The organism is Kitasatospora sp. NPDC052868, from assembly GCF_044547105.1.
In the GTDB taxonomy this organism is placed as follows: domain Bacteria; phylum Actinomycetota; class Actinomycetes; order Streptomycetales; family Streptomycetaceae; genus Kitasatospora.
This window is the reverse complement of sequence record NZ_JBITZW010000007.1, coordinates 276,707-299,157: the sequence shown is the minus strand read 5'-3', so window position 1 is coordinate 299,157 and position 22,451 is coordinate 276,707. Positions and strand designations below refer to the sequence as shown.

At 74.5% G+C, this 22,451-nt stretch carries 20 protein-coding genes; 8 read left to right on the top strand and 12 right to left on the bottom strand.

Features of this window, described 5'->3' with window-relative positions:
* Positions 1 to 12: 12 nt before the first annotated feature.
* The 6 genes from ACIGZJ_RS15075 to ACIGZJ_RS15050 form a co-directional block, all read right to left on the bottom strand.
* Entirely contained in the window at positions 13 to 1,095 is a 1,083-nt protein-coding gene (locus ACIGZJ_RS15075; protein ID WP_396457669.1) for an AI-2E family transporter, read from the bottom strand.
* A gap of 211 nt (positions 1,096 to 1,306) precedes the next feature.
* Entirely contained in the window at positions 1,307 to 2,419 is a 1,113-nt protein-coding gene (locus ACIGZJ_RS15070; protein WP_396457600.1) for a winged helix DNA-binding domain-containing protein, read from the bottom strand.
* On the bottom strand, positions 2,416 to 3,129 hold the full coding sequence (locus ACIGZJ_RS15065) for a glycerophosphodiester phosphodiesterase (protein WP_396457599.1): 714 nt from the start codon (positions 3,127 to 3,129) through the stop codon (positions 2,416 to 2,418). Before ACIGZJ_RS15065 ends, ACIGZJ_RS15070 begins: the two co-directional genes overlap by 4 nt.
* Complete coding sequence (locus ACIGZJ_RS15060; RefSeq protein WP_396457598.1) at positions 3,126 to 3,566, bottom strand: hypothetical protein; 441 nt, start codon at positions 3,564 to 3,566, stop codon at positions 3,126 to 3,128. The genes ACIGZJ_RS15065 and ACIGZJ_RS15060 overlap by 4 nt, the downstream gene beginning before the upstream one ends.
* A 95-nt stretch (positions 3,567 to 3,661) precedes the next feature.
* Positions 3,662 to 4,078: a molybdopterin-binding protein gene (locus ACIGZJ_RS15055; RefSeq protein WP_392932639.1), complete on the bottom strand. Its 417-nt coding sequence runs from the start codon at positions 4,076 to 4,078 to the stop codon at positions 3,662 to 3,664.
* A 191-nt stretch (positions 4,079 to 4,269) separates the two neighbouring features.
* Positions 4,270 to 5,463, bottom strand: coding sequence for an ROK family transcriptional regulator (locus tag ACIGZJ_RS15050; protein WP_396457597.1), 1,194 nt, complete (start codon positions 5,461 to 5,463; stop codon positions 4,270 to 4,272).
* A gap of 154 nt (positions 5,464 to 5,617) precedes the next feature.
* Between ACIGZJ_RS15050 and ACIGZJ_RS15045 the strand changes: the two genes are divergently transcribed.
* The 7 genes from ACIGZJ_RS15045 to ACIGZJ_RS15015 all read left to right on the top strand — a co-directional run bounded on the left by ACIGZJ_RS15045 (position 5,618) and on the right by ACIGZJ_RS15015 (position 12,184).
* A complete protein-coding gene (locus ACIGZJ_RS15045; protein WP_396457596.1) occupies positions 5,618 to 6,907 on the top strand; it encodes an MFS transporter in 1,290 nt (429 codons plus the stop codon).
* A gap of 100 nt (positions 6,908 to 7,007) precedes the next feature.
* Positions 7,008 to 7,790 (top strand): dienelactone hydrolase family protein, encoded by a 783-nt coding sequence (locus ACIGZJ_RS15040; protein WP_396457595.1) that lies wholly within the window; start codon positions 7,008 to 7,010, stop codon positions 7,788 to 7,790.
* A gap of 63 nt (positions 7,791 to 7,853) precedes the next feature.
* Positions 7,854 to 8,561, top strand: coding sequence for a TVP38/TMEM64 family protein (locus ACIGZJ_RS15035; protein ID WP_396457594.1), 708 nt, complete (start codon positions 7,854 to 7,856; stop codon positions 8,559 to 8,561).
* A 77-nt stretch (positions 8,562 to 8,638) separates the two neighbouring features.
* Positions 8,639 to 9,154 carry a DinB family protein gene (locus ACIGZJ_RS15030; RefSeq protein ID WP_396457593.1) on the top strand — a complete coding sequence of 172 codons (516 nt, stop codon included), beginning with the start codon at positions 8,639 to 8,641 and terminating at the stop codon, positions 9,152 to 9,154.
* A gap of 267 nt (positions 9,155 to 9,421) precedes the next feature.
* The gene (locus ACIGZJ_RS15025) at positions 9,422 to 9,814 is read left to right on the top strand and encodes a cell division protein SepF (protein WP_392932626.1); all 393 of its coding nucleotides are present in this window, start codon (positions 9,422 to 9,424) and stop codon (positions 9,812 to 9,814) included.
* Positions 9,815 to 9,995: 181 nt separating this feature from the next.
* Entirely contained in the window at positions 9,996 to 10,625 is a 630-nt protein-coding gene (locus tag ACIGZJ_RS15020) for a TetR/AcrR family transcriptional regulator (RefSeq protein ID WP_396457592.1), read from the top strand.
* Positions 10,622 to 12,184, top strand: coding sequence for an MFS transporter (locus ACIGZJ_RS15015; protein WP_396457591.1), 1,563 nt, complete (start codon positions 10,622 to 10,624; stop codon positions 12,182 to 12,184). Before ACIGZJ_RS15020 ends, ACIGZJ_RS15015 begins: the two co-directional genes overlap by 4 nt.
* 166 nt (positions 12,185 to 12,350) lie before the next feature.
* Here the strand turns inward: ACIGZJ_RS15015 and ACIGZJ_RS15010 are convergent, their stop codons facing one another.
* The gene (locus tag ACIGZJ_RS15010; protein ID WP_396457590.1) at positions 12,351 to 13,298 is read right to left on the bottom strand and encodes a LysR family transcriptional regulator; all 948 of its coding nucleotides are present in this window, start codon (positions 13,296 to 13,298) and stop codon (positions 12,351 to 12,353) included.
* Between the two features lie 71 nt (positions 13,299 to 13,369).
* Between ACIGZJ_RS15010 and ACIGZJ_RS15005 the strand changes: the two genes are divergently transcribed.
* A complete protein-coding gene (locus ACIGZJ_RS15005; protein ID WP_396457589.1) occupies positions 13,370 to 14,104 on the top strand; it encodes an SDR family oxidoreductase in 735 nt (244 codons plus the stop codon).
* A 30-nt stretch (positions 14,105 to 14,134) separates the two neighbouring features.
* On the opposite strand, the gene ACIGZJ_RS15000 is transcribed toward ACIGZJ_RS15005, so the two are convergent.
* The 5 genes from ACIGZJ_RS15000 to ACIGZJ_RS14980 all read right to left on the bottom strand — a co-directional run bounded on the left by ACIGZJ_RS15000 (position 14,135) and on the right by ACIGZJ_RS14980 (position 22,400).
* Positions 14,135 to 16,600 carry a SpoIIE family protein phosphatase gene (locus ACIGZJ_RS15000; protein ID WP_396457588.1) on the bottom strand — a complete coding sequence of 822 codons (2,466 nt, stop codon included), beginning with the start codon at positions 16,598 to 16,600 and terminating at the stop codon, positions 14,135 to 14,137.
* Between the two features lie 146 nt (positions 16,601 to 16,746).
* Positions 16,747 to 17,367: a TetR/AcrR family transcriptional regulator gene (locus tag ACIGZJ_RS14995; RefSeq protein WP_387942989.1), complete on the bottom strand. Its 621-nt coding sequence runs from the start codon at positions 17,365 to 17,367 to the stop codon at positions 16,747 to 16,749.
* A gap of 76 nt (positions 17,368 to 17,443) precedes the next feature.
* A complete protein-coding gene (locus ACIGZJ_RS14990; protein ID WP_396457587.1) occupies positions 17,444 to 19,030 on the bottom strand; it encodes a 4-coumarate--CoA ligase family protein in 1,587 nt (528 codons plus the stop codon).
* 157 nt (positions 19,031 to 19,187) lie between these two features.
* Complete coding sequence (locus tag ACIGZJ_RS14985; protein WP_396457586.1) at positions 19,188 to 20,375, bottom strand: acyl-CoA dehydrogenase family protein; 1,188 nt, start codon at positions 20,373 to 20,375, stop codon at positions 19,188 to 19,190.
* 75 nt (positions 20,376 to 20,450) lie between these two features.
* On the bottom strand, positions 20,451 to 22,400 hold the full coding sequence (locus ACIGZJ_RS14980) for a biotin carboxylase N-terminal domain-containing protein (protein WP_396457668.1): 1,950 nt from the start codon (positions 22,398 to 22,400) through the stop codon (positions 20,451 to 20,453).
* Between the last annotated feature and the right edge of the window lie 51 nt (positions 22,401 to 22,451).

Genomic DNA, 22,451 nt, shown 5'->3' with positions numbered 1-22,451 from the left:
GGGGGCGGCCGGCTATTCCCCACTCGGGTCCGGCGCCTCGCCGCCCTTGCCCGCCCGGCGGGTGCGGCGGCGGGAGCGCCCGTCGGTGCCGCGCAGCACGGAGACGATGCCGACGCCCGCGGCCGAGAGCGGGACGGCCAGCAGGGCCCCGAGAATGCCGGCGACTCCGGCGCCGGCCACCACCGCCACCATGATGGTGGCCGGGTGGAGCTCCACCGTGCGGCTCTGGATCAGCGGCTGCAGGATGTTGCCCTCGATCGCCTGGACGGCGAGGACGATGCCCAGCGCCCAGAGCGCGATCGCGAGTCCGCCGTCGGCGAGCGCGACCAGCACGGCCACCGTGCCGCTGAGGAACGCCCCGACGAACGGGATGTAGGCGCCTATGAAGACCAGGGCGCCGAGCCCCGGGGCACCCGGGACGCCGAGGACCACCAGGCCGACGGTGATGAACACGGCGTCGATCAGGGCGATCAGGCTGGTGCCGCGCATGAAGCCGGCCATCGCGTCGAAGGCCTGGCGGCCGCAGGCGACGACCGTCTCGGCGTTGCGCGGGGAGAGGTGGGCGCGGACGGTCTCCTCGGCCCGGTGGCCGTCGCGGAGGAAGAAGAAGACCAGGGCGAGCGCCAGCACCGCCCCCGTCAGGACCTCGGTGGCGAAGCCCAGGCCGGAGAGCACCCCGCCGGCGAGCGCGGAGACCAGCGAACCGCCCTCGCCGGTGCTGCTGTCCAGCGCGTGCTGGATCTGCTCGCCGACCGGGCCGAGCCAGTCCGCCAGCCGGTCCCCCGCCTGCTTGAGCGCCTCGGTGATCTGCGGAGCGCTGTGCACCAGCGAGTTGACCAGCAGGGCGATCACCCCGCCGACGGCCAGGACCAGCACCGCACAGGTCAGCCCGGCGGCAAGCCCCCGGCCGACGCCGCGCCGCACCATCCAGGGCATCACCGGGTAGAGCAGCGAGGTGCCCAGCAGGGCGAGCAGGACGGGGATGGTGGCGGCGCGCAGTTCGACGACGGCGAAGACCACCAGCGAGGCGACGGTGATGAGCAGGATGACCGCCACCGACCAGGAGGCCGCCGCCCGCAGCGCCGGCGGCAGCATCAGGTACGGCCTGCGGTCGTCCACCGGACGCTCCTGCGGTGCACCGTTGGGCGGAGGCTCCCCCGGCATGCCCACCTCCGCCTGGGTCGATTGGTCCGGATTCACCAATCTCAACAGATGATCTGATCACCTGCTCGCCACGCCTTGCCTCGGAACGGCACCCGCCGGGAGGGACCGTCAGTAGCCTGAGCCCCGGCGGTCGGACGCCCGACTACTCCACCGCCTCGATCCGGACGGCCTCTCCCCCGCCGGCGAAGGCCAGCACCCGCTCGCCCTCCGCCTCCACCGCACTACGGTCGGCCCGGCTCACTGAGCCGTACGGGTGAACGACGAGCGTGCGCCCGCCGCCCCGGCCCTCCGTCAGCTCCCACCTCCCGGCGACCAGGCCGTCCAGCAGCACGCTGCCGTGCACGATGCCGTTCTGCGTCATCACCCGGCCGCGGTACTCCTCCGGCAGCACCCGGGTGCGGTCGGCGTGCGAGAGCAGCAGGTTGTCGAAGGGGGCGACCAGCCGGACCGGCGCCGGGGTGTCGGCGTCCGGCCGGGGCGCGTCGGGCAGGTCGTACAGCAGGCGCCCCTGCTCGTCGCGGAAGGTCACCAGCTGCGGCGCGAGCCGCTTCAGCACGGCGGCCAGCCCGGTGAGGCCGCACCACTTCTGCAGGTCGGCGGCGCGGGCCGGACCGAACGCGGCGAGGTAGCGCAGGGCCAGCGCGTCGATCGAGGGCGCCGGGTCGAGCGGGCGGCCGAGCCAGGCCTCGGCGGTGGTGTGCGCGGCGGCCCCGCCCCGGCCCCACAGGCCGCGGGGCGGCACCTGGACGAGCGGCAGCAGGCAGCGCGCGGCCTGGGCCAGGGCGGCCGAATCGCGATCCGGCCGGGTTGCGGCGAGCAGCGGCCCGAGCTCCTGGAAGGTGCGCGGGCGCTCCTCCAGCAGCACCCGGGCTTCGGCGATCAGGGCGTCGAGGTCCAGGCCGGCCAGCAGCTTGCCGTAGCTGCTGAGCAGGCCCTTCGCCAGGACGGGCTGGACGAGCGGGCGCAGCGTCAGGCAGTCCGCCGCGGTGACCAGGTGGATGGTGCTGCGCTGGAGCGCGATCCGGACCACCTCGCGCCGCTCGATCAGCCCGCTGAGCTGCTCGGGGGTGAACCCGTCCAGGCGGGCCAGCAGCCCGAGGTAGGGCGGCTGCGGCGCGGCCTGGGCCTGCAGCCCGCCGAGGTGTTCGATCATCGCGGCCGGGGCCGTCGTGGTGCGGGCGAGCAGGTGCTGACGGGCCAGCAGGGCGCGGCCGAGCGCGCGGGTGCTCAGCACGGCGGGGTCGGCGGGGCTCATCGGCGGCCGTCCAGGACGCTGCGCAGCACACCGATCCGGTTGCTGGTGATGGAGTCGACGCCGGCGGACCGCAGTCGGCGCATGGTGCGGCGCAGGTCGGCGGTCCAGGTGGAGACGCCGAGGCCGGCGTCCCGGGCGGCCGCGGTGAAGTCGGTGGTGACCAGTCCGAACGGCGGGTTCAGGAAGCGCGGCCGCAGGTCGGCGAGCAGCTCGGCGGCGGGCAGCCGGGGCTGCTTCCAGGTGAGCGCGATCTCGGCCTCGGGGGCGAGGGCGCGGACGGCGAGCATGGCGGTGGCGGGGCCGCAGAAGGCGACCCGCCGCTCGGCGCCGAGGCCGGTGACGGCGGCCCAGGTCGCGGCGGCGGGGCGTGGGTCGTCCAGGTCGATGAGCAGCCGGGCGGCCGGGGTCGCGGTGACGGCCTTGACCGCCTCGGTGAGGGTGGGGACGGCGAGGTGGCCGTCGCGCAGCTCGTCCAGCTGGTCGAGGGTGACCCGGCGGATGGGCCGCGGATCGCCCCAGAGGCGTTCCAGCGTCTCGTCGTGCAGCAGGACGGGCACGCCGTCGCGGGTGAGCTGGACGTCGACCTCGACGGCGTCGGCGCCGGCGGCGAGCGCGGACTCGACGGAGGGCAGGGTGTTCTCCCGGTACCGGTAGGGGTCGCCGCGGTGGGCGACGGCGAGTACCGGGTGGCGGTCGGCGGGGGCGCTCATCGGATCAGCCCCGCGAGCCAGGGGGTGAGGTCATGGACGCCGATGTGCTCGCGGTAGGCGTCCTCGCCGGGCACGGTGACGACCAGGGTGGTGGACGGCGGGAAGGTGCGCGTCCTGACCTGGACCAGGCCGCTCCACACCGCGTGCAGGAAGGCGGGCACGCTGTCGCGCGGCACGTCGAAGTCGATGCCCTCGACGCGGACCACGGCGTCCTCGTGGGCGAAGAGCCGGACGGTGAGCGCCGGGCGGCCGCCGAGCTCCAGCAGGGCCTCGTGCGGTATCGCGTCCGGTTCGCCGCCGCCGTCGCCGACCAGTCCGGCGAAGGTCTGGTCGCGGCCGATGTCGTGGACGGCGCGGACCTCCCGGCCGTGCCGGGCGGCCATCGCCTCGACCGCGAAGACGGCGCTCTGGGTGGACGGCAGCGGCGGACGGGGCATCGATACCTGGCCTCTCACGGGGCGGTTCGGAGGAATCGGGCGGGACCGGCGGGACTGCGGCGCGTCTGACGAGGCTGGACCGCGTCTGACAGGCCCTAGCGCAGCTCGATCATCACATTGGTCGACTTGATGACCGCCGTCGCGGGTGCGCCGGGCACCAGCCGGAGCTCCTCGGCGGACTCCCGGCTGATCAGCGAGACCACCCGGAACGGGCCGGCCTGGATCTCCACCTGTGCGGCGACGTCCCCGAGCAGCACATCGGTGACGATGCCGGGGAAGCGGTTGCGGGCGGAGGACGGCCGGCCCTCGGCCTCGGCGTTCTCCGGGCGGGCCAGCTCCCGGGCGAAGGCCGCCAGCTGGGCGCCGGGGATGATCCGGTGGCCGTGCTCGTCGCGCTCGGCGGCGACCCGGCCGGCGTCCACCCAGCGCCGCATGGTGTCGGCGCTGACGCCGAGCATCGCCGCGGCCTCGCCGATGCGGTACGGGTTGACCGGCACCTCGGGCTGGCCCATGTGCGACTCCTGACGGTGGTTCGGGAACAGGGGTTCGGGAACAGCGGTTCGGAGACGGCGCTTCGGGGGCGGCGCTTCGAAACGGGGCGCGGCCGGTGTGCGCCGGCCCGCCGCCGCCATCCTGCCGTACCGGGCGCCGGCTCCGCGAAGCGGAGCACCGCGACGGGGGCCAAGGCATGGTCGGACCGGGTCTACGGCTCCCCGAAGAGGTCCCGCCGGACGGCGTCGCCCGCGGTGAGGACCGCGCCGCCGAGCACCGCGCCGCCGCCCGCCGTACCGGCCCGGACCTCGGTGCGCAGCGGGGAGAGGACGGCGAGCCGGCGTTCGACCCGCCCGGCGAGCTCGGCACCGCCGGCCCGGCCGGTCTCGCCGCCGAGGACGACGCAGCCCGGGTCCAGGACGACGCAGACGGAGGCGGCCCCGATGGCTATCCGCTCGGCGAGCTCGTCCAGGAAGGGCCCGCCGGGCTCGCCCTCGCCGAGCGCGCCGAGTGCGGCGTGGACGGCGGCCTCGGCGGCGGAGGCGTCGTCGGCCGGGTCGGCGGGCAGGCCGTGGGCGCGGGCCAGCCCGCAGACGGCGGCGCTGCCGACCAGGTCGTGGAAGCCGCCCTCGCAGCTGGTGGCGTCCGGCAGGCCGACCGTGCCGGGGACGGGCAGGAAGCAGATCTCGCCGGTGCCGCCGGAGGCGCCGCGGCGCAGCTTCCCGTCCAGGATCACGGCGGCGCCGACGCTGTGGCCGAGCCACATCAGGACGAAGGTGTCGCGGTCCCGGGCGGCGCCGATCCGGTACTCGGCGCGGCCGGCCAGGTTGACCTCGTTCTCCAGGATGACCTCGGTGCCGGGCAGCTCCCGCAGCGCGGCGAGCAGTTCGGCGTGCCACGCGGGCAGCGCGCCGGTGCTGTGCAGCCGCCCGGTGGCCGGGTCGACCAGTCCGGGGGCGCCGACGGCGACGGTGTGCAGCTGCTCCACGCCGGCCTCCCGCGCGGTGTCGAGCAGGGTGCGGACGATCCGCGCGGCGGTGCCGTCGTCGCCGAGGCCCTCGACCGGTACCTCGGCGGCGCCCAGGGTGTGTCCGGTGAGGTCGGCGACGACCAGGCTGGCGCCGCCCTCGCGGACGTCGACGGCGGCGAGGTGGGCCCGGGAGGCGACCAGGGCGTAGAGCCGGGCGTTGGGGCCGCGCCGCTGCTCCCCGCGCTCGCCGACGACGGCGATCAGGCCGCCGCGCTGCAGGCGTTCCAGCAGGTCGGCGACGGTGGGCCGGGACAGCCCGGTGAGCTCGCGCAGCTCGGTCGCGGTGAGGGGGCCCTGTTCGAGCAGCAGGTCCAGTGCCAGCCGGTCGTTGATCGCCCGGGCCGTGCTCGGCGTGGCCGTACGCGCGGTGGTCATGGAAGAGCATCCTTCCAGAGTGTTTCTATCAGGGTCCCTTCCTGATAATTTATCGAATGGGCCCGGGGTGCGCGAACCGCACCACACGGGCACATATCAACGGCAACCACCAGGGCACCGTCGCGCCGGACGCGCGACCGGGAGGGACGCACGGATGACCGACAGCCTGACCACACGACCACCGCTCGACTCCCTGGCATCCCCGAGCCGGGCGAGGATCGGCATCGCCCTCGTGTTCGCCGTGCACGGCGCCGTGAGCGGCAGCTTCGTCACCCGCATCCCCTGGATCCAGGACCGCCTGGACCTCTCCACCGGCCAGCTCGGCCTGGCACTGGTGATGCCGGCGATCGGCTCGTCCCTCGCGATGCCGCTCGCCGGGCGGTTCGTCCACCGCTACGGCGGCCGGGCGGCGGTGCGCGGACTGCTCTCGCTCTGGTGCCTCGCGCTCGCGCTGCCCGCACTCGCCCCCTCGCTGCCCGTCCTCTGCCTGGCACTGCTGGCGTTCGGGGCGACGGCCGGCATGGCGGACGTGGCGATGAACGCGCAGGGCGTGGAGATCGAGCAGCGGCTGGGCCGCTCGATCATGTCCGGCCTGCACGGGATGTGGAGTGCGGGCGGCCTGCTGGCCTCTGCCTTCGGCATCCTCGCCGCCCACCGGGACCTGGACGCCCGCCTCCAGCTGGCCGTCACCGCGCTGGTGCTGCTCGCGCTGGCGCAGTCGGTCTGCCGGGGGCTGCCGGATCTCCGGGCGGCGGAGGAGGAGCAGGCGCCGCCGCGGTTCGCGCTGCCGCCGCGCAGCTCGCTGGTGATCGGCCTGGTCGGCCTCTGCGCGGTGTTCGCCGAGGGTGCGTCGATGGACTGGAGCGGTGTCTACCTGCGGGACGTCACCGGCGCCTCCGCCACCCTGGCGGCCGTCTCCTACACCGCGTTCGCGCTCACCATGGCGGTCAGCCGGCTGGCGGGCGACGCGGTGATCCGCCGACTCGGCGCCGTCCGGGCGACCAGGCTGAGCGGGGCGATCGCCACCGCGGGCGGCCTCCTGGTGGTGGCCGCCGACACCCCGGCCCTGGCCATCCCGGGCTTCGCCCTGATCGGGGTCGGCATCGCGGTCGTCGTCCCGCTGGCCTTCGCGGCGGCCGGCCGGATCGGCTCCAACGCCAGCCAGTCCATCGCGGGCGTGGCGACCGTCACCTACACCGCGGGCCTGATCGCACCGGCGATCATCGGCACCCTCGCCCAGGCCACCTCGCTGACCGTCTCCTTCGGTCTGGTCACCGCGCTGACCCTCGCGCTCACCCTCAGCGCGGGCGCCCTGCGCCGGGCCGAACCGGGCGACGCCGACCTCGCCGCCACGGAAATGCAGGCCGCGGATTTCCCGACCGGCGGAAATGTGACCACACCGTCACCGGAAAAGGCTTCCAAAAGAAATCCCCCGGCGATATGATGCATGAATTCCGGGGAGTTTATCGCTAATATCGCCGACTGCCGGGCGCGCACCGCTGCGCGCCCGGCAGTCGTGCGACCCAGCGAAGGGATTCCCAGCCGTGTGCTACGAGGCAACCGCCACCCCGCCCGTGTTCGGCCCCGCCACCACCGCCGTGGCCGAAGCCGGGGCACTCACCCTGGTAGCGGGGGACGGCACCGCGGTGGCCTCCTTCCTCGCCCTTCCGGAGCGCCCCGCGGGCCCGGGCGTGCTGGTGCTGCCGGACAACAGGGGCCTTTCCGGTTTCTACCGGCAGACCGCGCTTCGGCTGGCCGGGCAGGGGCACCCGGCGATCGCCGTCGACTATTTCGGCCGAACCGCCGGCGCCGACCCGGAAACCCGTTCACCGGAATTCGGGGAAATGCCGCAGCTGCTACCGCATCTGCTCGCCCTCACCCCGGACGGCCTGGACGGCGACATCGCCGCCGCCACCGACCGGCTGCGGGAGGAGGGCGCCGGCGAGGTGGTGGCCCTCGGCTTCTGCTTCGGCGGCCGCCAGGCGTTCCGCACCGCGGCACCCCGGTTCGGCCTGGCGGGCGCGGTCGGCTTCTACGGCTACCCCGACGCCCTCAACGGCTCCCCCGGCCCCACCCAGCTCGCCCCGGGCCTCAGCGCGCCGGTCCTCGCCTTCTGGGGCGGCGCGGACGAGGCGATCCCGGCCGCCACGGTCACCGCCTTCGAGGCCGCCCTCACCGCGGCCGGCTGCCCGCACGAGTTCGTCACCTACCCCGGCGCCCCGCACAACTTCTTCGAGCTGGCCGCCACCGGCCACGCCCCCGCCGCGTCCGACGCCTGGCACCGCCTGCTCGGCTTCCTCGCCGCCGCGGGCCGCCCGGCCCGCTGAGCTCGACCGACCGGCCCGTCGGCCGCCGCGGCTCCCCCGCCGGGCACCGATTAGGCTCGGCCCATGCCCGACGCCACGCCGCCCGCGCCTCCGCAGCCCGCCGCCCCGGCCCGGCGTGCCCCCGGCTCACCGTGGCTGCGGTTCGCCCTGCTGGTCGCCGTCCTCGGCGCGGCGGCCGGCTCGCTGCTGCTCTGGAGCCCGACCGCCCTGCTGACCGGCGGGCTGCCGGACGGGGTGCCGGGGTACTGGCGGCTCCCGCTGCTCACCGCGGTGTACGCGGTGGGCACGCTCGCCTTCGTGCCGCGCCCGGCGCTGAACGCGGCGGCCGGGCTGCTGCTCGGCATCCAGCAGGGCCTGCTCATGGCCGTGCTCGGCACCACCCTCGGGGCTGCGGCGGCCTTCGCGCTCGGCCGGCTGCTCGGCCGCGAGGCGCTGCGGCCGTACCTGCGCGGGCGGATGCTGACCGCGCTGGACCGGCGCTTCACCGAGCAGGGCTTTCGCAGCGTGCTGCTGCTGCGACTGTTCCCCGGGATGCCCTTCCAGGCGGCCAACTACGGCGCGGCGTTCTCGGGCGTGCGCTTCACGCCGTTCCTGACCGCCACCGCGCTCGGCGTGGTGCCGACCACCGCCGTCTACGTCACGGCGGCGGCCAGCGCGAGCGAGCCAGGCTCGGCGGCGTTCCTGGTGTCGGCCGGCGTGATAGCGGCCTTCACCCTGGGCAGCGTGGTCACGCTCTGGCGCGCCGCCCGCCGGCGCACGGCGGCCGCCTGAAGCCGGGGGAACAGCCCGATGCCGGGAGACCGACTATTCGGTCGCCTCCGGTGCGCGGCTGCGCCAGGATGTCCGCCATGACGACCACCACCCCTCGGATCGATCCCCCCTTCGCCGCGGACGAGACGGCCATGCTGACCGCGTGGCTCGACTTCCACCGCGCCACCCTCGCCGTCAAGTGCGAGGGCCTGACGCCCGAGCAGCTGCGGCTGCGCTCCGTCCCGCCGTCCGGCCTCTCGCTGCTCGGCCTGGTCCGGCACATGGCGGAGGTCGAGCGCCACTGGTTCCAGGGCATCCTGCTCGGCGGGTCCTTCGAGACCGGCCACTACTGGACGGAGGCGGACCCGGACGGCGACTTCGACAACGTCGACACCGCCGACGCCGAGCAGGACTTCGCCACCTGGCGGGCCGAGATCGACGCCGCCCGCCGGGCCGCCGAGGGCCTTCCGCTGGAGACCGTCGGCAAGCGGCTGCGCCGGGGCGAGGAAGTGACGCTGCGATGGATCCTGGTCCACATGATCGAGGAGTACGCGCGGCACAACGGACACGCCGATCTGCTCCGCGAGCTCGTGGACGGCGTCACCGGCGAGTGAAATCGTTTCCGCATTGTTGACAGAAGGTCAATTAAGCGGTGACCGCGACCGATATGGTCTACGCGCGCAACCGTACGGCGAGCTGCTGCGTCGCAACAGTTGCCCGGGTTCGCCCGGGTTTCCGGCGCGGCACGACTCGGACGGGGGTCGCGAGCGGGCACGGGACCGGTGATCAGTGCGATACTCGGACAGTTCCGACGAGTGGATGACGTGTCAAAAGGACACGCGCACCGGGGACGCGTACGGGACGAGGCAGGGAGGCGCGGCATGGGAGCACTTCGCGACGAGCACCACAACGGGTGGCTGATGCCCTCCGGTAACTACCCGGCCGCGGTGTACGACGACGAGTGGATCGAGCAGGAGACGGTGTCCGCCGCCCCCGCCCCCACGAAGATCGTCTCCCTGCGGCCGACCGGCTTCGAGGCCGCTCGGGCGGTCGGCGAGCACATCCGCGCCAGCACGCCGGTGGTCATGGACCTCACCGAGATGGACGAGGCCGAGGCCAAGCGCATGGTCGACTTCGCCTCCGGGCTGATCTTCGGCACCCGCGGCGGGATCGAGCGGATCGCCCGGCGGGTGTTCCTGCTCACCCCGGCCGACGTCGAGGTCATGGTCATCGACCGGCCGCTGGACGAGACCGGGTTCTACAACCAGAGCTGAGGCACCACGGCCCGCGACCGGGGACGGCAACCGCCGTCCCCGGTTTTTTGCTGCCCGGCCCAGGGCCGCACCGGCCCCGACCTCGGCCTTTGGCGACTGAAGCCTCCACCACAGAGGCCTCATCTGCATCACCTGAGAAAATATTGAGACATCCATGTCTCATTTGACCTACACTTGCCGTATGGCCACCGATCGCGATGCCGTTCTCGAAGCCGCCGTCGGCGTGCTCTCCCGCCGCCCGACCGCCCACCTGGACGAGATCGCCCGCGCCGCGGGCATCAGCCGCGCCACCCTGCACCGGCTCTTCCCGGGGCGCGAGGCGCTGATCCGCGAGGTCGGCCTGCTCGGCCTGCGGAAGTTCGCCGCCGCGCTGGACACCGCCGCCGTCGAGGACGGCGACGCGCAGCTCGCACTGCGCCGCCTGGTGGACGCGGTGGTCCCGGACGCCGCGCTCTGCGCCTTCCTGGCCGGCGAGAACCAGCTCTACGACGACGAGGGCATCAACGAGCTCTGGGAGTCGCAGATCACCCGGCTGCAGGCGCTCTTCCTGCGCGGCCAACAGCAGGGGGTGTTCCGCATCGAGCTCGCCGCCGGCTGGCTCAGCGAGGCCTTCTTCGACCTGGTGGCCGGCATCGGCTGGGCCGTCCAGGACGGCCGGCTGGCCCCCCGCGACGGCGCCTTCTCCCTGACCGAGCTCTTCCTCGGCGGCGCCCTGCGGACACCCCCGGCCACGGCTCCAGCCCGGGCCCCGGCCCCCGACACCACACCCCACAGCACCTCGGACCGGAAACCGGACACCGATACACCATGAGCAGCACCGTCCACACCCGCCACCACCAGCGCTGGACCGGCCTCGCCGTCCTCGTCCTGGCCGTCACCCTGGTCGCCGTCGACGCGACCGTGCTCTCCCTCGCCATCCCCTCGATCAGCGAGACCCTGCGCCCCAGCGGCACCCAGCTGCTCTGGATCGGCGACGTCTACTCCTTCGTGCTGGCCGGCCTGCTGGTCAGCATGGGCTCGCTGAGCGACCGGATCGGCCGCAAGAAGCTGCTGCTCACCGGCTCCGCGGCCTTCGGCGCCGCCTCGCTGCTCGCGGCCTACGCACCCGGCCCCGGCTGGCTGATCGTGGCCCGCGCGCTGCTCGGCGTGGCCGGGGCGACGATCATGCCCTCCACCCTGTCGCTGATCCGCGGCCTCTTCCCGGACGACCGCGAGCGGGCCACCGCGATCGGGATCTGGGGCGCGGCGGCCACCGCCGGCGCCGCTCTCGGCCCGGTGGTCGGCGGGGTCCTGCTGGAGCACTTCTGGTGGGGCTCGGTGTTCCTGCTGAACCTGCCGGTCGTCCTGCTGCTGCTGGTCCTCGGCGGCTGGCTGCTGCCCGAGTCCAAGGACCCGGAGCCCGGCCGCTGGGACGTCCTGAGCGTGCTGCTCTCGCTGGCCGGGGTGATCGGCGTGGTCTACGCGATCAAGGAGGCCGCCGCCCACGGCCTGGTGCGCTGGGACGTCCCCGTCACCGCCCTGCTGGGCGCCGCCGCGCTGACCGTCTTCGTCCGGCGCCAGCTGCGTCTGGACACCCCGCTGCTGGACGTCCGGCTCTTCGCCGACCGGCGCTTCACCGGCGCCGTGCTGGCCTCGCTCACCGCCCTGGTCGGACTCTCCGGCGTGGTCTTCGTGACCTCGCAGTACCTGCAGCTGGTACGCGGCTGGGAGCCGCTGAAGGCGGGCCTGGCCGAGCTGCCGGCCTTCGCCGGCGCGGTGGTCGGCGGTCTGCTGACCGCCCGGCTGGCCCGGCGCACCGGCGCCCGGCTGGCGCTGACCCTCGGCCTGCTGGGCATGGGCACCGGCATCGGCCTGCTCGGCTTCGTCCAGCAGGACACCATCTACCTGCTGCTGGCGGTCGCCTTCCTGATCGTCGGCACCGCCGAGGGCGTGGTCTACACGCTCGGGGCCGACCTGGTGCTGGGCGCCGCACCCGCCGAGAAGGCCGGCGCCGCCTCGGCGGTCTCGGAGACGGCGTACGAGCTGGGCACCGCGCTCGGCATCGCACTGGTCGGCTCGGTGGTCGCCTCGCTCTACGCCGGTTCGCTGGCCGTCCCGGCGGGAGCGGATCCGGCGGCGGCCGCCCAGGCGGGCGAGTCGCTGGGCGGCGCGGTCGAGGCCGCGCACGGCCTGGCGCCGGAGCTGGCCGGCCCGCTGCTGGCCAGCGCCCGCGACTCCTTCCTGCACGGCATGAACATCGCGGCGTTCCTGGCCGGCGCCCTGCTGCTGGCCGCCTCCGCCGCGGCCTGGCGGCTGCTGCGCGGCCTGCCCGGCCCGGCCTCGCAGCAGGAGCCGCAGGAGCGACCGGCCCTGGAGAAGACCGGCGTCTAGGCCCCCTGTCAGGACCTGGGTGTTCCGGCCCGTGAGGTTGGCGACGGGCCGGAACACCCGGGGCCCGGAGTGCCCCGCCGCCGTACCAGCCCCGACTCCGCACCCTCGCCCGCGGGGACGGGGCGGCTGCGATGGCGGTGGCGGGTGAGGGGCGAGTGACCCCCGGTCAGGAGGCCAGGGCGGTCACGTGGTCGGGGTGGTGGGCGGCGACGTCGTGGGCGGCCTGGACGAAGGCGGCGACGGCCGTGGATCGCGAGGTCTCCGGCCAGGCGACCATCACCGCGCTGGGGCTGAGGCCGGCGACCGGCCGGTAGACGACGTCCGGGCGCTGGTGCTGCCTGGTGGTGGACAGCGACAGGAACGCCACCGCCTGGCCCAGCGCGACCACCTCCAGGAGTTGCTCGACGCTGGCCACGAGCGGCCCCTCGGGAGTGTCGGCCGGCGCCGGGCCCGTGCGGCCGTCGCCTGCCTCCGCTCCGTCGCATCCCGTGTAGTAGGCGGTGTTGGAGGGGGAGGCCCCCTTCCAGCGCGGGATCGGTTCGCCCTGGAGGTCGGCCGGCCGCAGTCGCCGGCGTCCGGCCAGCCGGTGCCCGGCGGGGAGGACGGCCAGCCGCGGTTCGACCACCAGCGTCTCGGAATCCAGCCCCTGACCGTCGAACGGGCTGCGCAGCAGCGCCACATCGGCACGGCCGTCCCGCAGCATGGCGATCGGCTCTCCGCTGCCGCCGACGACGACCTCCGGCGGCGGCAGATGCGCACCCGCTTCCCGGTAGGCGGCGAGGATCCCCCGCAGCAGCCCGGCGTCGCCTCCCGGCTTGACCGCCACGACGAGCTGGGGTGTCGGCTGACCGGCCCGGCGAGCACGCCGGCCCGCCGCGTGCACCGCGTCGACCGCGATCCGGGCCTGGCCGAGCAGCACCTGACCGGCCGTGGTCAGACTCACCTGACGGGTGGTGCGCTCCAGCAGGCGCACCCCGAGCCGGGACTCCACCTGGGCGATCGCCTTCGACAGCGGGGGCTGCGCCATCCCCAGGCGTTGCGCGGCCCGACTGAAGTTCAGTTCCTCGGCGACCGCGATGAAGTACCTCAGCTCCCGCACCTCTAGCTCACTCATACCTGTGGACTATAGATCCAGAGCCTCCCGGTCTTTCCCTGCCGACCATGCGGGAGGGGAGGCTGGCTGCCATGACGACTTCACAGAAGACCGCCCTGATCACCGGAGCGAACAAGGGCATCGGCAAGGAAACGGCGCGCGGGCTCGCAGCCCTCGGCATCACCGTCCTGATCGGCGCCCGCAACGCCGAGCGCGGCGAGGCGGCGGCCGAGGAGCTCCGTGCCGACGGCGCCGACGTGCGGTTCGTACCGCTGGACGTCACCGACGAGATGTCGGTCCAGGCCGCCGCCAAGCACATCGACGCCACGTTCGGCCGCCTCGACATCCTCGTCAACAACGCCGCGATCGCCGCCGCACCGCAGAAGCCGAGCGAGACCCCGGCCGCCACCCTCCGGCAGGTCTACGAGACCAACGTGTTCGGCGTCATCGCGGTGACCCACGCCATGCTGCCGCTGCTCCGCCGCTCCGGCGCCGCACGCATCGTCAACATGTCCAGCGAACTCGGCTCCCTCACCCACTTCGCCGACCCGGGCAGCCCGTGGTCCGCCTACTACTCGATCCTCCTCCCCTACTGCACCTCGAAGAGCGCGCTGAACGCGATCACCGTGCTCTACGCCAACGAACTGCGCGCCGAAGGGATCCTGGTCAACGCGGTGAGCCCCGGCTACTGCGCGACCGACCTCAACCGCCACACCGGGATGCGCACGCCGGAGCAGGGCGCGGCCGTGGCGGTCGACCTGGCGACCGTGGGCGCGGACGGCCCGACGGGCACCTTCGTGGCCGAGGACGGGCCGATTCCCTGGTAGGGCCGTGCATGCGGCGCAGGCGCAGCGGCGTCAGCTCGTGCCGAAGGGCAGCTCCAGCTCCGCCCAGACCACCTTGCCGTCCCTGGTCAGCCGGCTGCCCCAGCGCTGGGCCAGCTCGCTGACCAGGAACATGCCGCGCCCGCCCTCGTCCTGCTCGGCGAACGGGCGCAGCTGGGGGGCCTGGCCGCCCGAGTCGGCGACCTCGACGGTGAGCACCCGGTCACGGAACAGCCGCAGCCGGCGCGGGGCGTCGGCGTGCAGCAGGGCGTTCGTGACCAGCTCGCTGACCAGCAGTTCGGCGTAGTCGGCAAGCGCGGACAGGCCCCAGTCGGCGAGGGTCGCGCGGGTGAAGCGGCGGGCCTTGCCGGGCAGGCGGCCGCCGCCGGTGAGCGGGAGGGTGGCGACCCGGTCGGCGGGCAGCGGCAGCACCCGGCCCATGATCATCGCGATGTCGTCGTCGGTGCCGTCGGTGACCAGGGCACCGAGGACGGCGTCGCAGTTCTCCTCCAGGGTCCGGCCGGGCCCCGAGAGGGTGCGGGCGAGCAGGTCGATGCCGTTGTCGATGTCCTGGCCGCGCCGCTCGACCAGGCCGTCGGTGTAGAGGGCGACCATGGCGCCCTCGGGGAGCGTGAACTCGATGCTCTCGAAGGCGACGCCGCCGACGCCGAGCGGGACGCCGGGCGGTATCTCCACGGTGCTGGCGGTGCCGTCGGGGGCGACCCAGACCGGTGGCAGGTGGCCGGCCGAGGCGACCTGCACGGTGCGTTCCAGCGGGTCGTAGACGGCGCAGATACAGGTGGCGAACTGGCCCTCGCCGATGCCGGAGGCCGTCTCGTCGAGCCGGGTGAGCACCTGCTCGGGCGGCATGTCCAGGGTGGCCAGGGTGCGGGCGACGGTCCGCAGCTGGCCCATCGTGGCGGCGGCCCGGATGCCGTGGCCCATCACGTCGCCGACCACCAGGGCGACCCGGCCGCAGGAGAGCGGGACGACGTCGAACCAGTCGCCGCCGACCTCGCTGACCACGCTGCTGGGCAGGTAGCGGTAGGCGATCTCCAGGCCGAGGGTGCGGTGGATCTCCTGCGGCAGCAGGCTGCGCTGCAGGGTGAGCGCGGTCTCGCGCTCGCGCCGGTAGAGCCGGGCGTTGTCGATGGCGAGGGCGGTCCGGGCGACGAGCTCCTCGGCGAGGGCGACGTCGGCGGCGGTGAACGGCTCGGGGTTGCGCATCCGGATGAACTCGGAGCCGCCGAGGACCATGCCCCGGGCGGTGAGCGGCACCATCAGGTACGAGTGGATGCCGGCCTCCATGCCCGGGGCGACCCGCTCCTCGGTGGCGACCAGCCCGCGCAGCACGTCCTCGTCGACGTGCGAGCGCAGCAGCGGGCGGCCGCTGCGCAGGCACTGGGTGTAACTGCGGTCGGGGGCGTACTCGGAAACCTCGCCGACGGTGTCGACGGCGAGCGTGAGGCCCGACTCGTAGGACTCGCCGACGGCCACGGCGCGCAGCTTGATCGGGCGGTCCAGCGGGATGGTGGTGGGCTCGGCGCCGCGCAGGACCGGCTCCAGCAGGTCCACCGTGGCGAAGTCGGCGAACCGCGGGACGACCGCCTCGATCAGCTCCTCGGCGGTGCGCTGGAGGTCCAGGGTGGTGCCGATCCGGGCGGTGGCCTCGGCGATGGTGGCGAGACGTTCCTGCGCGCGGGAGGCGCGGGCCTCGGCCTGGAACCGCTCGGTGACGTCGATGATGGAGGAGCAGACACCGAAGACCCGGCCGGTGGAGTCCTCCAGCCGGAAGTAGGAGGCGGACCAGGCGCGGTCGCGGCGCGGGTCGCCGGGGACCCTGCCGTGCGAGCGGGCGTCGACCACGGGCCGGCCGGTGGTCAGCACCTGTCTCATGGTCTGCTCGATCTCGGCGCTGTTGATGCCGGGCAGGACGACGCTGATCCGGCGGCCGACGTGCTCGGCGATCGGGACGCCGTTCATCCGGGCGAGTGCCTCGTTCAGCCGCACGTACCGCAGGTCGGTGTCGTAGACGGCCATGCCGATCGGGGACTGGCCGAAGATGCCGTCCAGGACGGCGAGGTCGGCCTCGACCTGGTGCAGGGCCTGTACGTCGGAGGCGGTGGCGAGCAGCAGCAGGCTGCCGCCGGGGCCGGCGATCGGGTAGGTGCGCAGCTCCAGCTCGACCAGGTGCCCGTCCCGGTGGCGGACGGGGAAGACGCCGGACCAGCCCTTGCCGCTCATGATCCGCTCGAACAGGGCGAGCACCTCGGGGCGCCCGGAGTCGTCGACCAGCAGCCGGGCGGCGTAGCTGCCGACGACCTCGTCGGCGGGGTAGCCGAGCAACGCCTCGGCGTCCTCGCTCCAGTGCAGGATCAGTCCGTCGTCCTGGAGCAGGGCGGTGGCGAGCGGGACGAGCCGATGGCCGTCGAGGCGTGCGGGGGTGGCACCCGGTGCAGGGCCGGTGGCGTCGGTCGCATCCCGCTCGTGTCCGTGCATGATCAGGCAGCACCCCGGTTCGGCTCGTTCCCGGCCGGGGCGTTTGCGGTCCGTACCGGCCGGGGTTCTTCTCCAGACTGCACGGACATCGGCCGCCCGGCGACCCCTTGGTCAGGAGTGGGCCGGGCGCCCTGGGTGCCCGGGCGTCATGGGCGTACCGGGCGCAGCGTACCCTCCAGAACGCTCGCCCACTGCCGGATCACGCCAGCTCGTCTGGCGCTGTCGTCGGTGAGCAGGTTGGCCAGGCCCAGGCCGCGGGCGAGGTCCAGGGTGGCCTGCACGGATTCGCGCACGCCGGGGGTGGTCTCGTCGGCGTCGAGGAACTCCACGGCGGCCCGGTGGGCCTCCCGGCCGACGTGCCCCTCCAGGGCGATGATCCGCTCGCGCAGCGGGTCCTCGGTGGCGGCGGCGGTCCACAGGTGCAGGGCCGCGCGGAACAGCGGGCCGGTGTAGAGGCGGACGATCATGTCGACCACCGCCTCGGTACGGTCCGGGCCGGCGGCCGGCAGCTCGTCCGCGTGGGCGCGGACGGCTGCCAGCCGCTCGGTGGTCACGTGCTCGACGGCCGCGGTGAAGAGGTCCTCGCGGGTCGGGAAGTGGTGCTGGGCCGCGCCCCGGGAGACGCCGGCCCGCTCGGCGACCGCGGCGACGGTGCTGCCGTTCCAGCCCACCTCGGCGAGGCAGTCCACGGCCGCCGCCAGCAGCCGCCGGCGGGTGGCGCGGCTGCGGTCCTGCTGGGGGGTGCGGGCGGCGGCGTGGGCGGTCATCGGCGGGGGCTGGTCCTGTTCGTACGGGTGTTCCGGCTGGGTCGCGGGTCGATCCTCGCAGATCCGCGGGGACGGCTCAGCGGGCGGCCTCGCGGGCCCGCAGCTCCCGGCGGAGAATCTTGCCGGCGGCCGACTTGGGGACGGCCTCCAGGAACTCCACCGCCCGCACCTTCTTGTAGGGGGCGACCTGGCCGGCCACGAAGGCGGTCACCTCCTGCTCGGTGAGCGTCGAGTCGGGCGCCCGGACCACGAAGGCCTTGGGGCACTCGGTGCCCTCGGCGTCCAGCACGCCGATCACGGCGGCGTCGGCGATCTGCGGGTGGCTGAGCAGCAGGGCCTCCAGCTCGGCGGGGGCCACCTGGTAGCCCTTGTACTTGATCAGCTCCTTCACCCGGTCGACGACGTGCAGGTAGCCGCGGTCGTCCACGAACCCGATGTCGCCGGTGTGCAGCCAGCCGTCCTCGTCGATGGTGGCGGCGGTGTCGGAGGGGCGGCCGAAGTAGCCCTTCATCACCTGCGGGCCGCGGATCAGCAGCTCCCCGGGCTCCCCGGGGCCGAGGTCCGCGCCGGAGCCGTCCAGCGCGGCGACCCGCAGCTCGGTGGAGGGGACCATCCGGCCGACCGAGCCGGGCGAGGGGTCGCTCTCCTCGGGCGACACGATGTGGGAGACCGGCGACAGCTCCGTCATCCCGTAGCCCTGGAGCAGGTGCGGCAGGCCCAGCCGGCGCGCGCAGGCCTCGGAGAGCTCGCTGTCCAGCGGGGCGGCGGCGCACAGCAGGTACTCCACCGAGGACAGGTCGAAGCGGTCCACCACCGGGTGCTTGGCCAGTGCGAGCGCGATCGGCGGGGCCACGATCAGGGCCTGGACGCGCTGCTCCTCGATGGTGCGGCAGAACTGCTCCAGGTCGAAGCGGGGCAGCACCACGATCGTCGCACCGCAGCGCAGCGGCTGGTTGAGCAGCGCGGCGAGGCCGTAGATGTGGAAGAACGGCAGGACGGCGAGGATCCGCTCGCCGACCTTGGGCCGGTACAGGGCGTCCGTCTGGGCGAGGTTGGTGGCGATCGAGCGGTGGGTCAGCATGACGCCCTTGGGCAGGCCGGTGGTGCCGCTGGAGTAGGGCAGCACGGCGATGTCCTCGCCCGGGTCGATGGCCACCTCGGGCTCGGGCCCGGTGGAGGCCAGCAGGTCGGCCAGCGAGCGGTGGCCCTCGGCGCCGTCCAGCACGATGATCTCGGCGAGCGGGCGGCCGTCGGCGGCGAGCTTCTCGGCGGCCTGGCGGGCGGTGGGCAGGAACGGCGAGACGGTGAGCAGCCAGCGGGTGCCGCTGTCGGACAGCTGGGCGGCCAGCTCGGGCGGGGTGGCCAGGGAGGACACGGTGGTGACGGTGGCACCGGCCCGGGTGGCGCCGAAGAACGCCATCGGGTAGCCGATCGTGTTGGGGCTGAACAGCGCCACCACGTCGCCGGGGCGCACGCCCGCCTCGGCCAGCCCGGCGGCGACCCGGCGCACCGCCGTGGCCAGCCGGGCGTGGCTGACCGTCTCCCCCGTGATGCCGTCGACCAGTGCCGGCAGGTCCCCGAAGCGCTCCGCGGCGCCCAGCACCGCGTCGTGGATGGGCAGATCGACGATGTCGACGTCCGGGAACTCGCTGTGGAACACCAAGGCATGCCTCCAGTTGGATATGTGACGGTCAGTCGGATCCGTCGGCCGGACCAAGACTGCCGGGTCGTCCGGGCGCACGGCCAGGGGGCATTCGGACGGGGTGAGTGCGCCGCGCCCCTGTGACGAACGAGCGGGGCGGGCGCGCGGCACGCCCGGGTCAGTACGACTTGGGCAGGCCGAGAGTGTGCTGGGCGACGTAGTTGAGCACCATCTCCCGGCTGACCGGGGCGACCCGGCCGACCCTGGTGGCGGTGAGCAGGGCGCCGAGCCCGTACTCCTGGGTGAGGCCGTTGCCGCCGAGGGTCTGCACCGCCTGGTCGACCGTCCGGGCGGCGGCCTCGCCGGCCGCGTACTTGGCCATGTTGGCGGCCTCGCCGGCCGCGAGGTCCTCGCCCGCGTCGTAGAGCAGTCCGGCCTTCTGGGTCATCAGCCGGGCGAGCTCGATCTCCACCGCGCACTGGGCGAGCGGGTGGGCGAGGCCCTGGTGCGCGCCGATCGGGGTGTCCCACACCGTCCGGGTGCGGGCGTACTCGACGGCCTTGCCCAGTGCCTGGCGGGCGAGGCCGAGCGAGAAGGCGGCGGTCATGATGCGCTCGGGGTTGAGGCCGGCGAACAACTGCAGCAGTCCGGCGTTCTCGTCGCCGACCAGGGCCTCGGCGGGCAGCCGGACGTCGTCCAGGAAGACCTGGAACTGCTTCTCGGGGGCGATCAGTTCCATCGGGATCGGGCGGTACTCGAAGCCGGGGGTGTCGCGCGGGACGATGAACAGTGCGGGCTTCAGCTTGCCGGTCCTGGCGTCCTCGGTGCGGGCGACGAACAGCACGGCGTCCGCGTGGTCGATGCCGGAGATGAAGACCTTGCGGCCGGTCAGCAGCCAGTCCTCGCCGTCACGGCGGGCGACGGTGGTGATCCGGTGCGAGTTGGAGCCCGCGTCCGGCTCGGTGATGCCGAAGGCCATCCTCCGGGTGCCGTCGGAGAGTCCGGGCAGCCACTGGCGCTTCTGCTGCTCGGTGCCGTAGCGGGCGATCACCGTGCCGCAGATCGCCGGGGAGACGATCAGCAGCAGCAACGGGCAGCCGGCGGTGCCGAGTTCCTCCAGCACGATGGCGAGGTCGGTGATGCCGCCGCCCCCGCCGCCGTACTCGGCGGGCAGGTTGACGCCGAGGTAGCCGGACTTGCCCGCCTCGGACCAGAGTTCGTCGGCGGGCCGGCCCGCGCGGGCCTTGGCGAGGTAGTAGTCGGAGCCGTAGCGGCGGCCGAGGTCGGCCACCGCGCGGCGCAGGGCCTGGCGTTCGGGGGTCTCGATCAGCGGGCTGCCGGGGGCGGTGGTGCGCGGTGCGGACATCCTGGGGTCCTTCCGGGCGGGGGTTTCGGGCGTCGGGTGGACGGCCGGGTGGTGGTGTCAGGCGGGTGCCGGTCGTCAGGTGGTGGGCCGGGCGGCCGGCTGGATGACGGCGAGCAGGGTGCCGAGCTCGACCTGCTGGCCGGGGGCCACCCGCAGTTCGGCGAGGACGCCGTCGGCGGGTGCGGTGACGCGGTGCTCCATCTTCATCGCCTCCAGCCAGAGCAGCGGCTGGCCCGCGGTGACGACGTCCCCGGCGGCGGCCGCGGTGCGCACGACGGTGCCGGGCATCGGGGCGAGCAGCGCGCCGGGGTCGGTGTGGGCGGCGGGATCGGGGAAGCGGTCCAGTGCGGTGAGCACGGTGGCCCCGGTGGGACTGTCGATGTGCACCTGGGCGCCGTGGACCGCGAGGCGGTACCCGAGCCGCCGTCCGTCGACGTCCAGGACGACCTGCTCGGGCGTGGCGAGGACCAGGGCGGTGCCGGGGTGCGCCTCGGCCGCCAGGCCGTCCCGGGTGAGCCGGTAGCGGACTTCGTACTCGGTGCCGTGCAGGTCGGTGTACCGCTTGACCTGCGGCTGGGACGGCAGGTTGCGCCAGCCGGAGGGGAGCGGCAGGCCGGCGCGGCGGGCGGCGGCGTCGGCCAGTGCGGCGGCGAGGGCGGGCAGCGGATCGGGCTTGGGGGCGGGCAGCAGGTCGGCGGCGTGTTCGGAGAGGAAGGCGGTGTGCACCCGGCCGGAGAGGAAGGCCGGGTGGCGCAGCGCGGCGGTGAGCAACTCCCGGTTGGTGACCGGCCCGTGGATCCGCGCGCGGGTCAGGGCATCGGCCAGGCGGCGGGCGGCGGCGGCCCGGGTGGGCGCCCAGGCGATGACCTTGGCGAGCATCGGGTCGTAGTGGATGCCGATGGTGCTGCCGGGCTCGACGCCGGAGTCCAGCCGGAGCCCGGTGTCGCCCGGGGCGGTACCGAACTCGACAGTGGTGTCCGGCAGTTCGAGGCGGTGCAGGGTGCCGGTCTGGGGCTGCCAGCCGTGCGCCGGGTCCTCGGCGTACAGCCGAGCCTCGATGGCGTGGCCGCGCGGGGCGGGCGGCTGCGGGGCGGGCAGCGGTTCGCCCTCGGCGACGCGCAGTTGGAGGGCGACCAGGTCGAGGCCGGTGACGCACTCGGTGACGGGGTGCTCGACCTGGAGCCGGGTGTTCATCTCCAGGAAGTGGAAGCGGCCGTCGGGGCCGAGCAGGAACTCGGCGGTGCCGGCGCCGGTGTAGCCGATCGCGCGTGCGGCGGCGACGGCGGCCGCGTGCAGCGCGGTGCGCAGCGCCTCGTCCAAGCCGGGGGCGGGGGCCTCCTCGATCACCTTCTGGTGGCGGCGCTGGAGCGAGCAGTCGCGCTCGCCGACCGCCCACACCGTGCCGTGGGTGTCGGCGAGCAGCTGGACCTCGATGTGCCGGCCGGTCGGGAGGTAGCGCTCGCAGAACACCTCGTCGGAGCCGAAGGCCTTGGCGGCCTCCGCACGGGCCGCGTCGAGTTCCTGCGCCAGGTCCGCGAGGCGGTGGACCACCCGCATGCCGCGCCCGCCGCCGCCGGCCGCCGCCTTGACCAGCAGGGGCAGGTCGGCCTCGGTGGGTGCGGTGACGGCGGCCAGGACGGGGACGCCGGCGGCGGCCATCCGGCGTTTGGCCTCGGTCTTGGAGCCCATCGCGGCGATGGCCGCCGGCGGCGGGCCGACCCAGAGCAGGCCGGCGTCCAGGACGGCCTGGGCGAACTCCGCGTTCTCGGAGAGGAAGCCGTAGCCCGGGTGGACGGCGTCGGCGCCGGCGGCGAGCGCGGCCCGGATGAGCAGGTCGCCGCGCAGGTAGGTGTCGGCGGGTGCGGCGCCGGGGAGGCGGACGGCGGAGTCGGCCTCCCGGGTGTGCGGGGCGTCGGCGTCCGGGTCGGAGTAGACGGCGGTGGTGGCGATGCCGAGCCGCCGGCAGGTGCGGAAGACCCGGCGGGCGATCTCGCCGCGGTTGGCGACCAGCAGGTTGGTGATCAGCGGGCCGGTGGTCGGCGCGGCTGCGGTGGCGGTAGCGGTAGCGGCCCGGGT

Coding starts and splice junctions, on each gene's coding strand:
- ACIGZJ_RS15060 (WP_396457598.1), bottom strand. CDS start 3,566: ATGCCCCGTCCGCCGCTGCCGTCCACCCAGAGCGCCGTCTTCGCGGTC.
- ACIGZJ_RS15070 (WP_396457600.1), bottom strand. CDS start 2,419: ATGAGCCCCGCCGACCCCGCCGTGCTGAGCACCCGCGCGCTCGGCCGC.
- ACIGZJ_RS15030 (WP_396457593.1), top strand. CDS start 8,639: ATGACGACCACCACCCCTCGGATCGATCCCCCCTTCGCCGCGGACGAG.
- ACIGZJ_RS15005 (WP_396457589.1), top strand. CDS start 13,370: ATGACGACTTCACAGAAGACCGCCCTGATCACCGGAGCGAACAAGGGC.
- ACIGZJ_RS14995 (WP_387942989.1), bottom strand. CDS start 17,367: ATGACCGCCCACGCCGCCGCCCGCACCCCCCAGCAGGACCGCAGCCGC.
- ACIGZJ_RS15025 (WP_392932626.1), top strand. CDS start 9,422: ATGGGAGCACTTCGCGACGAGCACCACAACGGGTGGCTGATGCCCTCC.
- ACIGZJ_RS15045 (WP_396457596.1), top strand. CDS start 5,618: ATGACCGACAGCCTGACCACACGACCACCGCTCGACTCCCTGGCATCC.
- ACIGZJ_RS15035 (WP_396457594.1), top strand. CDS start 7,854: ATGCCCGACGCCACGCCGCCCGCGCCTCCGCAGCCCGCCGCCCCGGCC.
- ACIGZJ_RS14985 (WP_396457586.1), bottom strand. CDS start 20,375: ATGTCCGCACCGCGCACCACCGCCCCCGGCAGCCCGCTGATCGAGACC.
- ACIGZJ_RS15050 (WP_396457597.1), bottom strand. CDS start 5,463: ATGACCACCGCGCGTACGGCCACGCCGAGCACGGCCCGGGCGATCAAC.
- ACIGZJ_RS15065 (WP_396457599.1), bottom strand. CDS start 3,129: ATGAGCGCCCCCGCCGACCGCCACCCGGTACTCGCCGTCGCCCACCGC.
- ACIGZJ_RS15000 (WP_396457588.1), bottom strand. CDS start 16,600: ATGCACGGACACGAGCGGGATGCGACCGACGCCACCGGCCCTGCACCG.
- ACIGZJ_RS15020 (WP_396457592.1), top strand. CDS start 9,996: ATGGCCACCGATCGCGATGCCGTTCTCGAAGCCGCCGTCGGCGTGCTC.
- ACIGZJ_RS15015 (WP_396457591.1), top strand. CDS start 10,622: ATGAGCAGCACCGTCCACACCCGCCACCACCAGCGCTGGACCGGCCTC.
- ACIGZJ_RS15010 (WP_396457590.1), bottom strand. CDS start 13,298: ATGAGTGAGCTAGAGGTGCGGGAGCTGAGGTACTTCATCGCGGTCGCC.
- ACIGZJ_RS15055 (WP_392932639.1), bottom strand. CDS start 4,078: ATGGGCCAGCCCGAGGTGCCGGTCAACCCGTACCGCATCGGCGAGGCC.
- ACIGZJ_RS15075 (WP_396457669.1), bottom strand. CDS start 1,095: ATGCTGCCGCCGGCGCTGCGGGCGGCGGCCTCCTGGTCGGTGGCGGTC.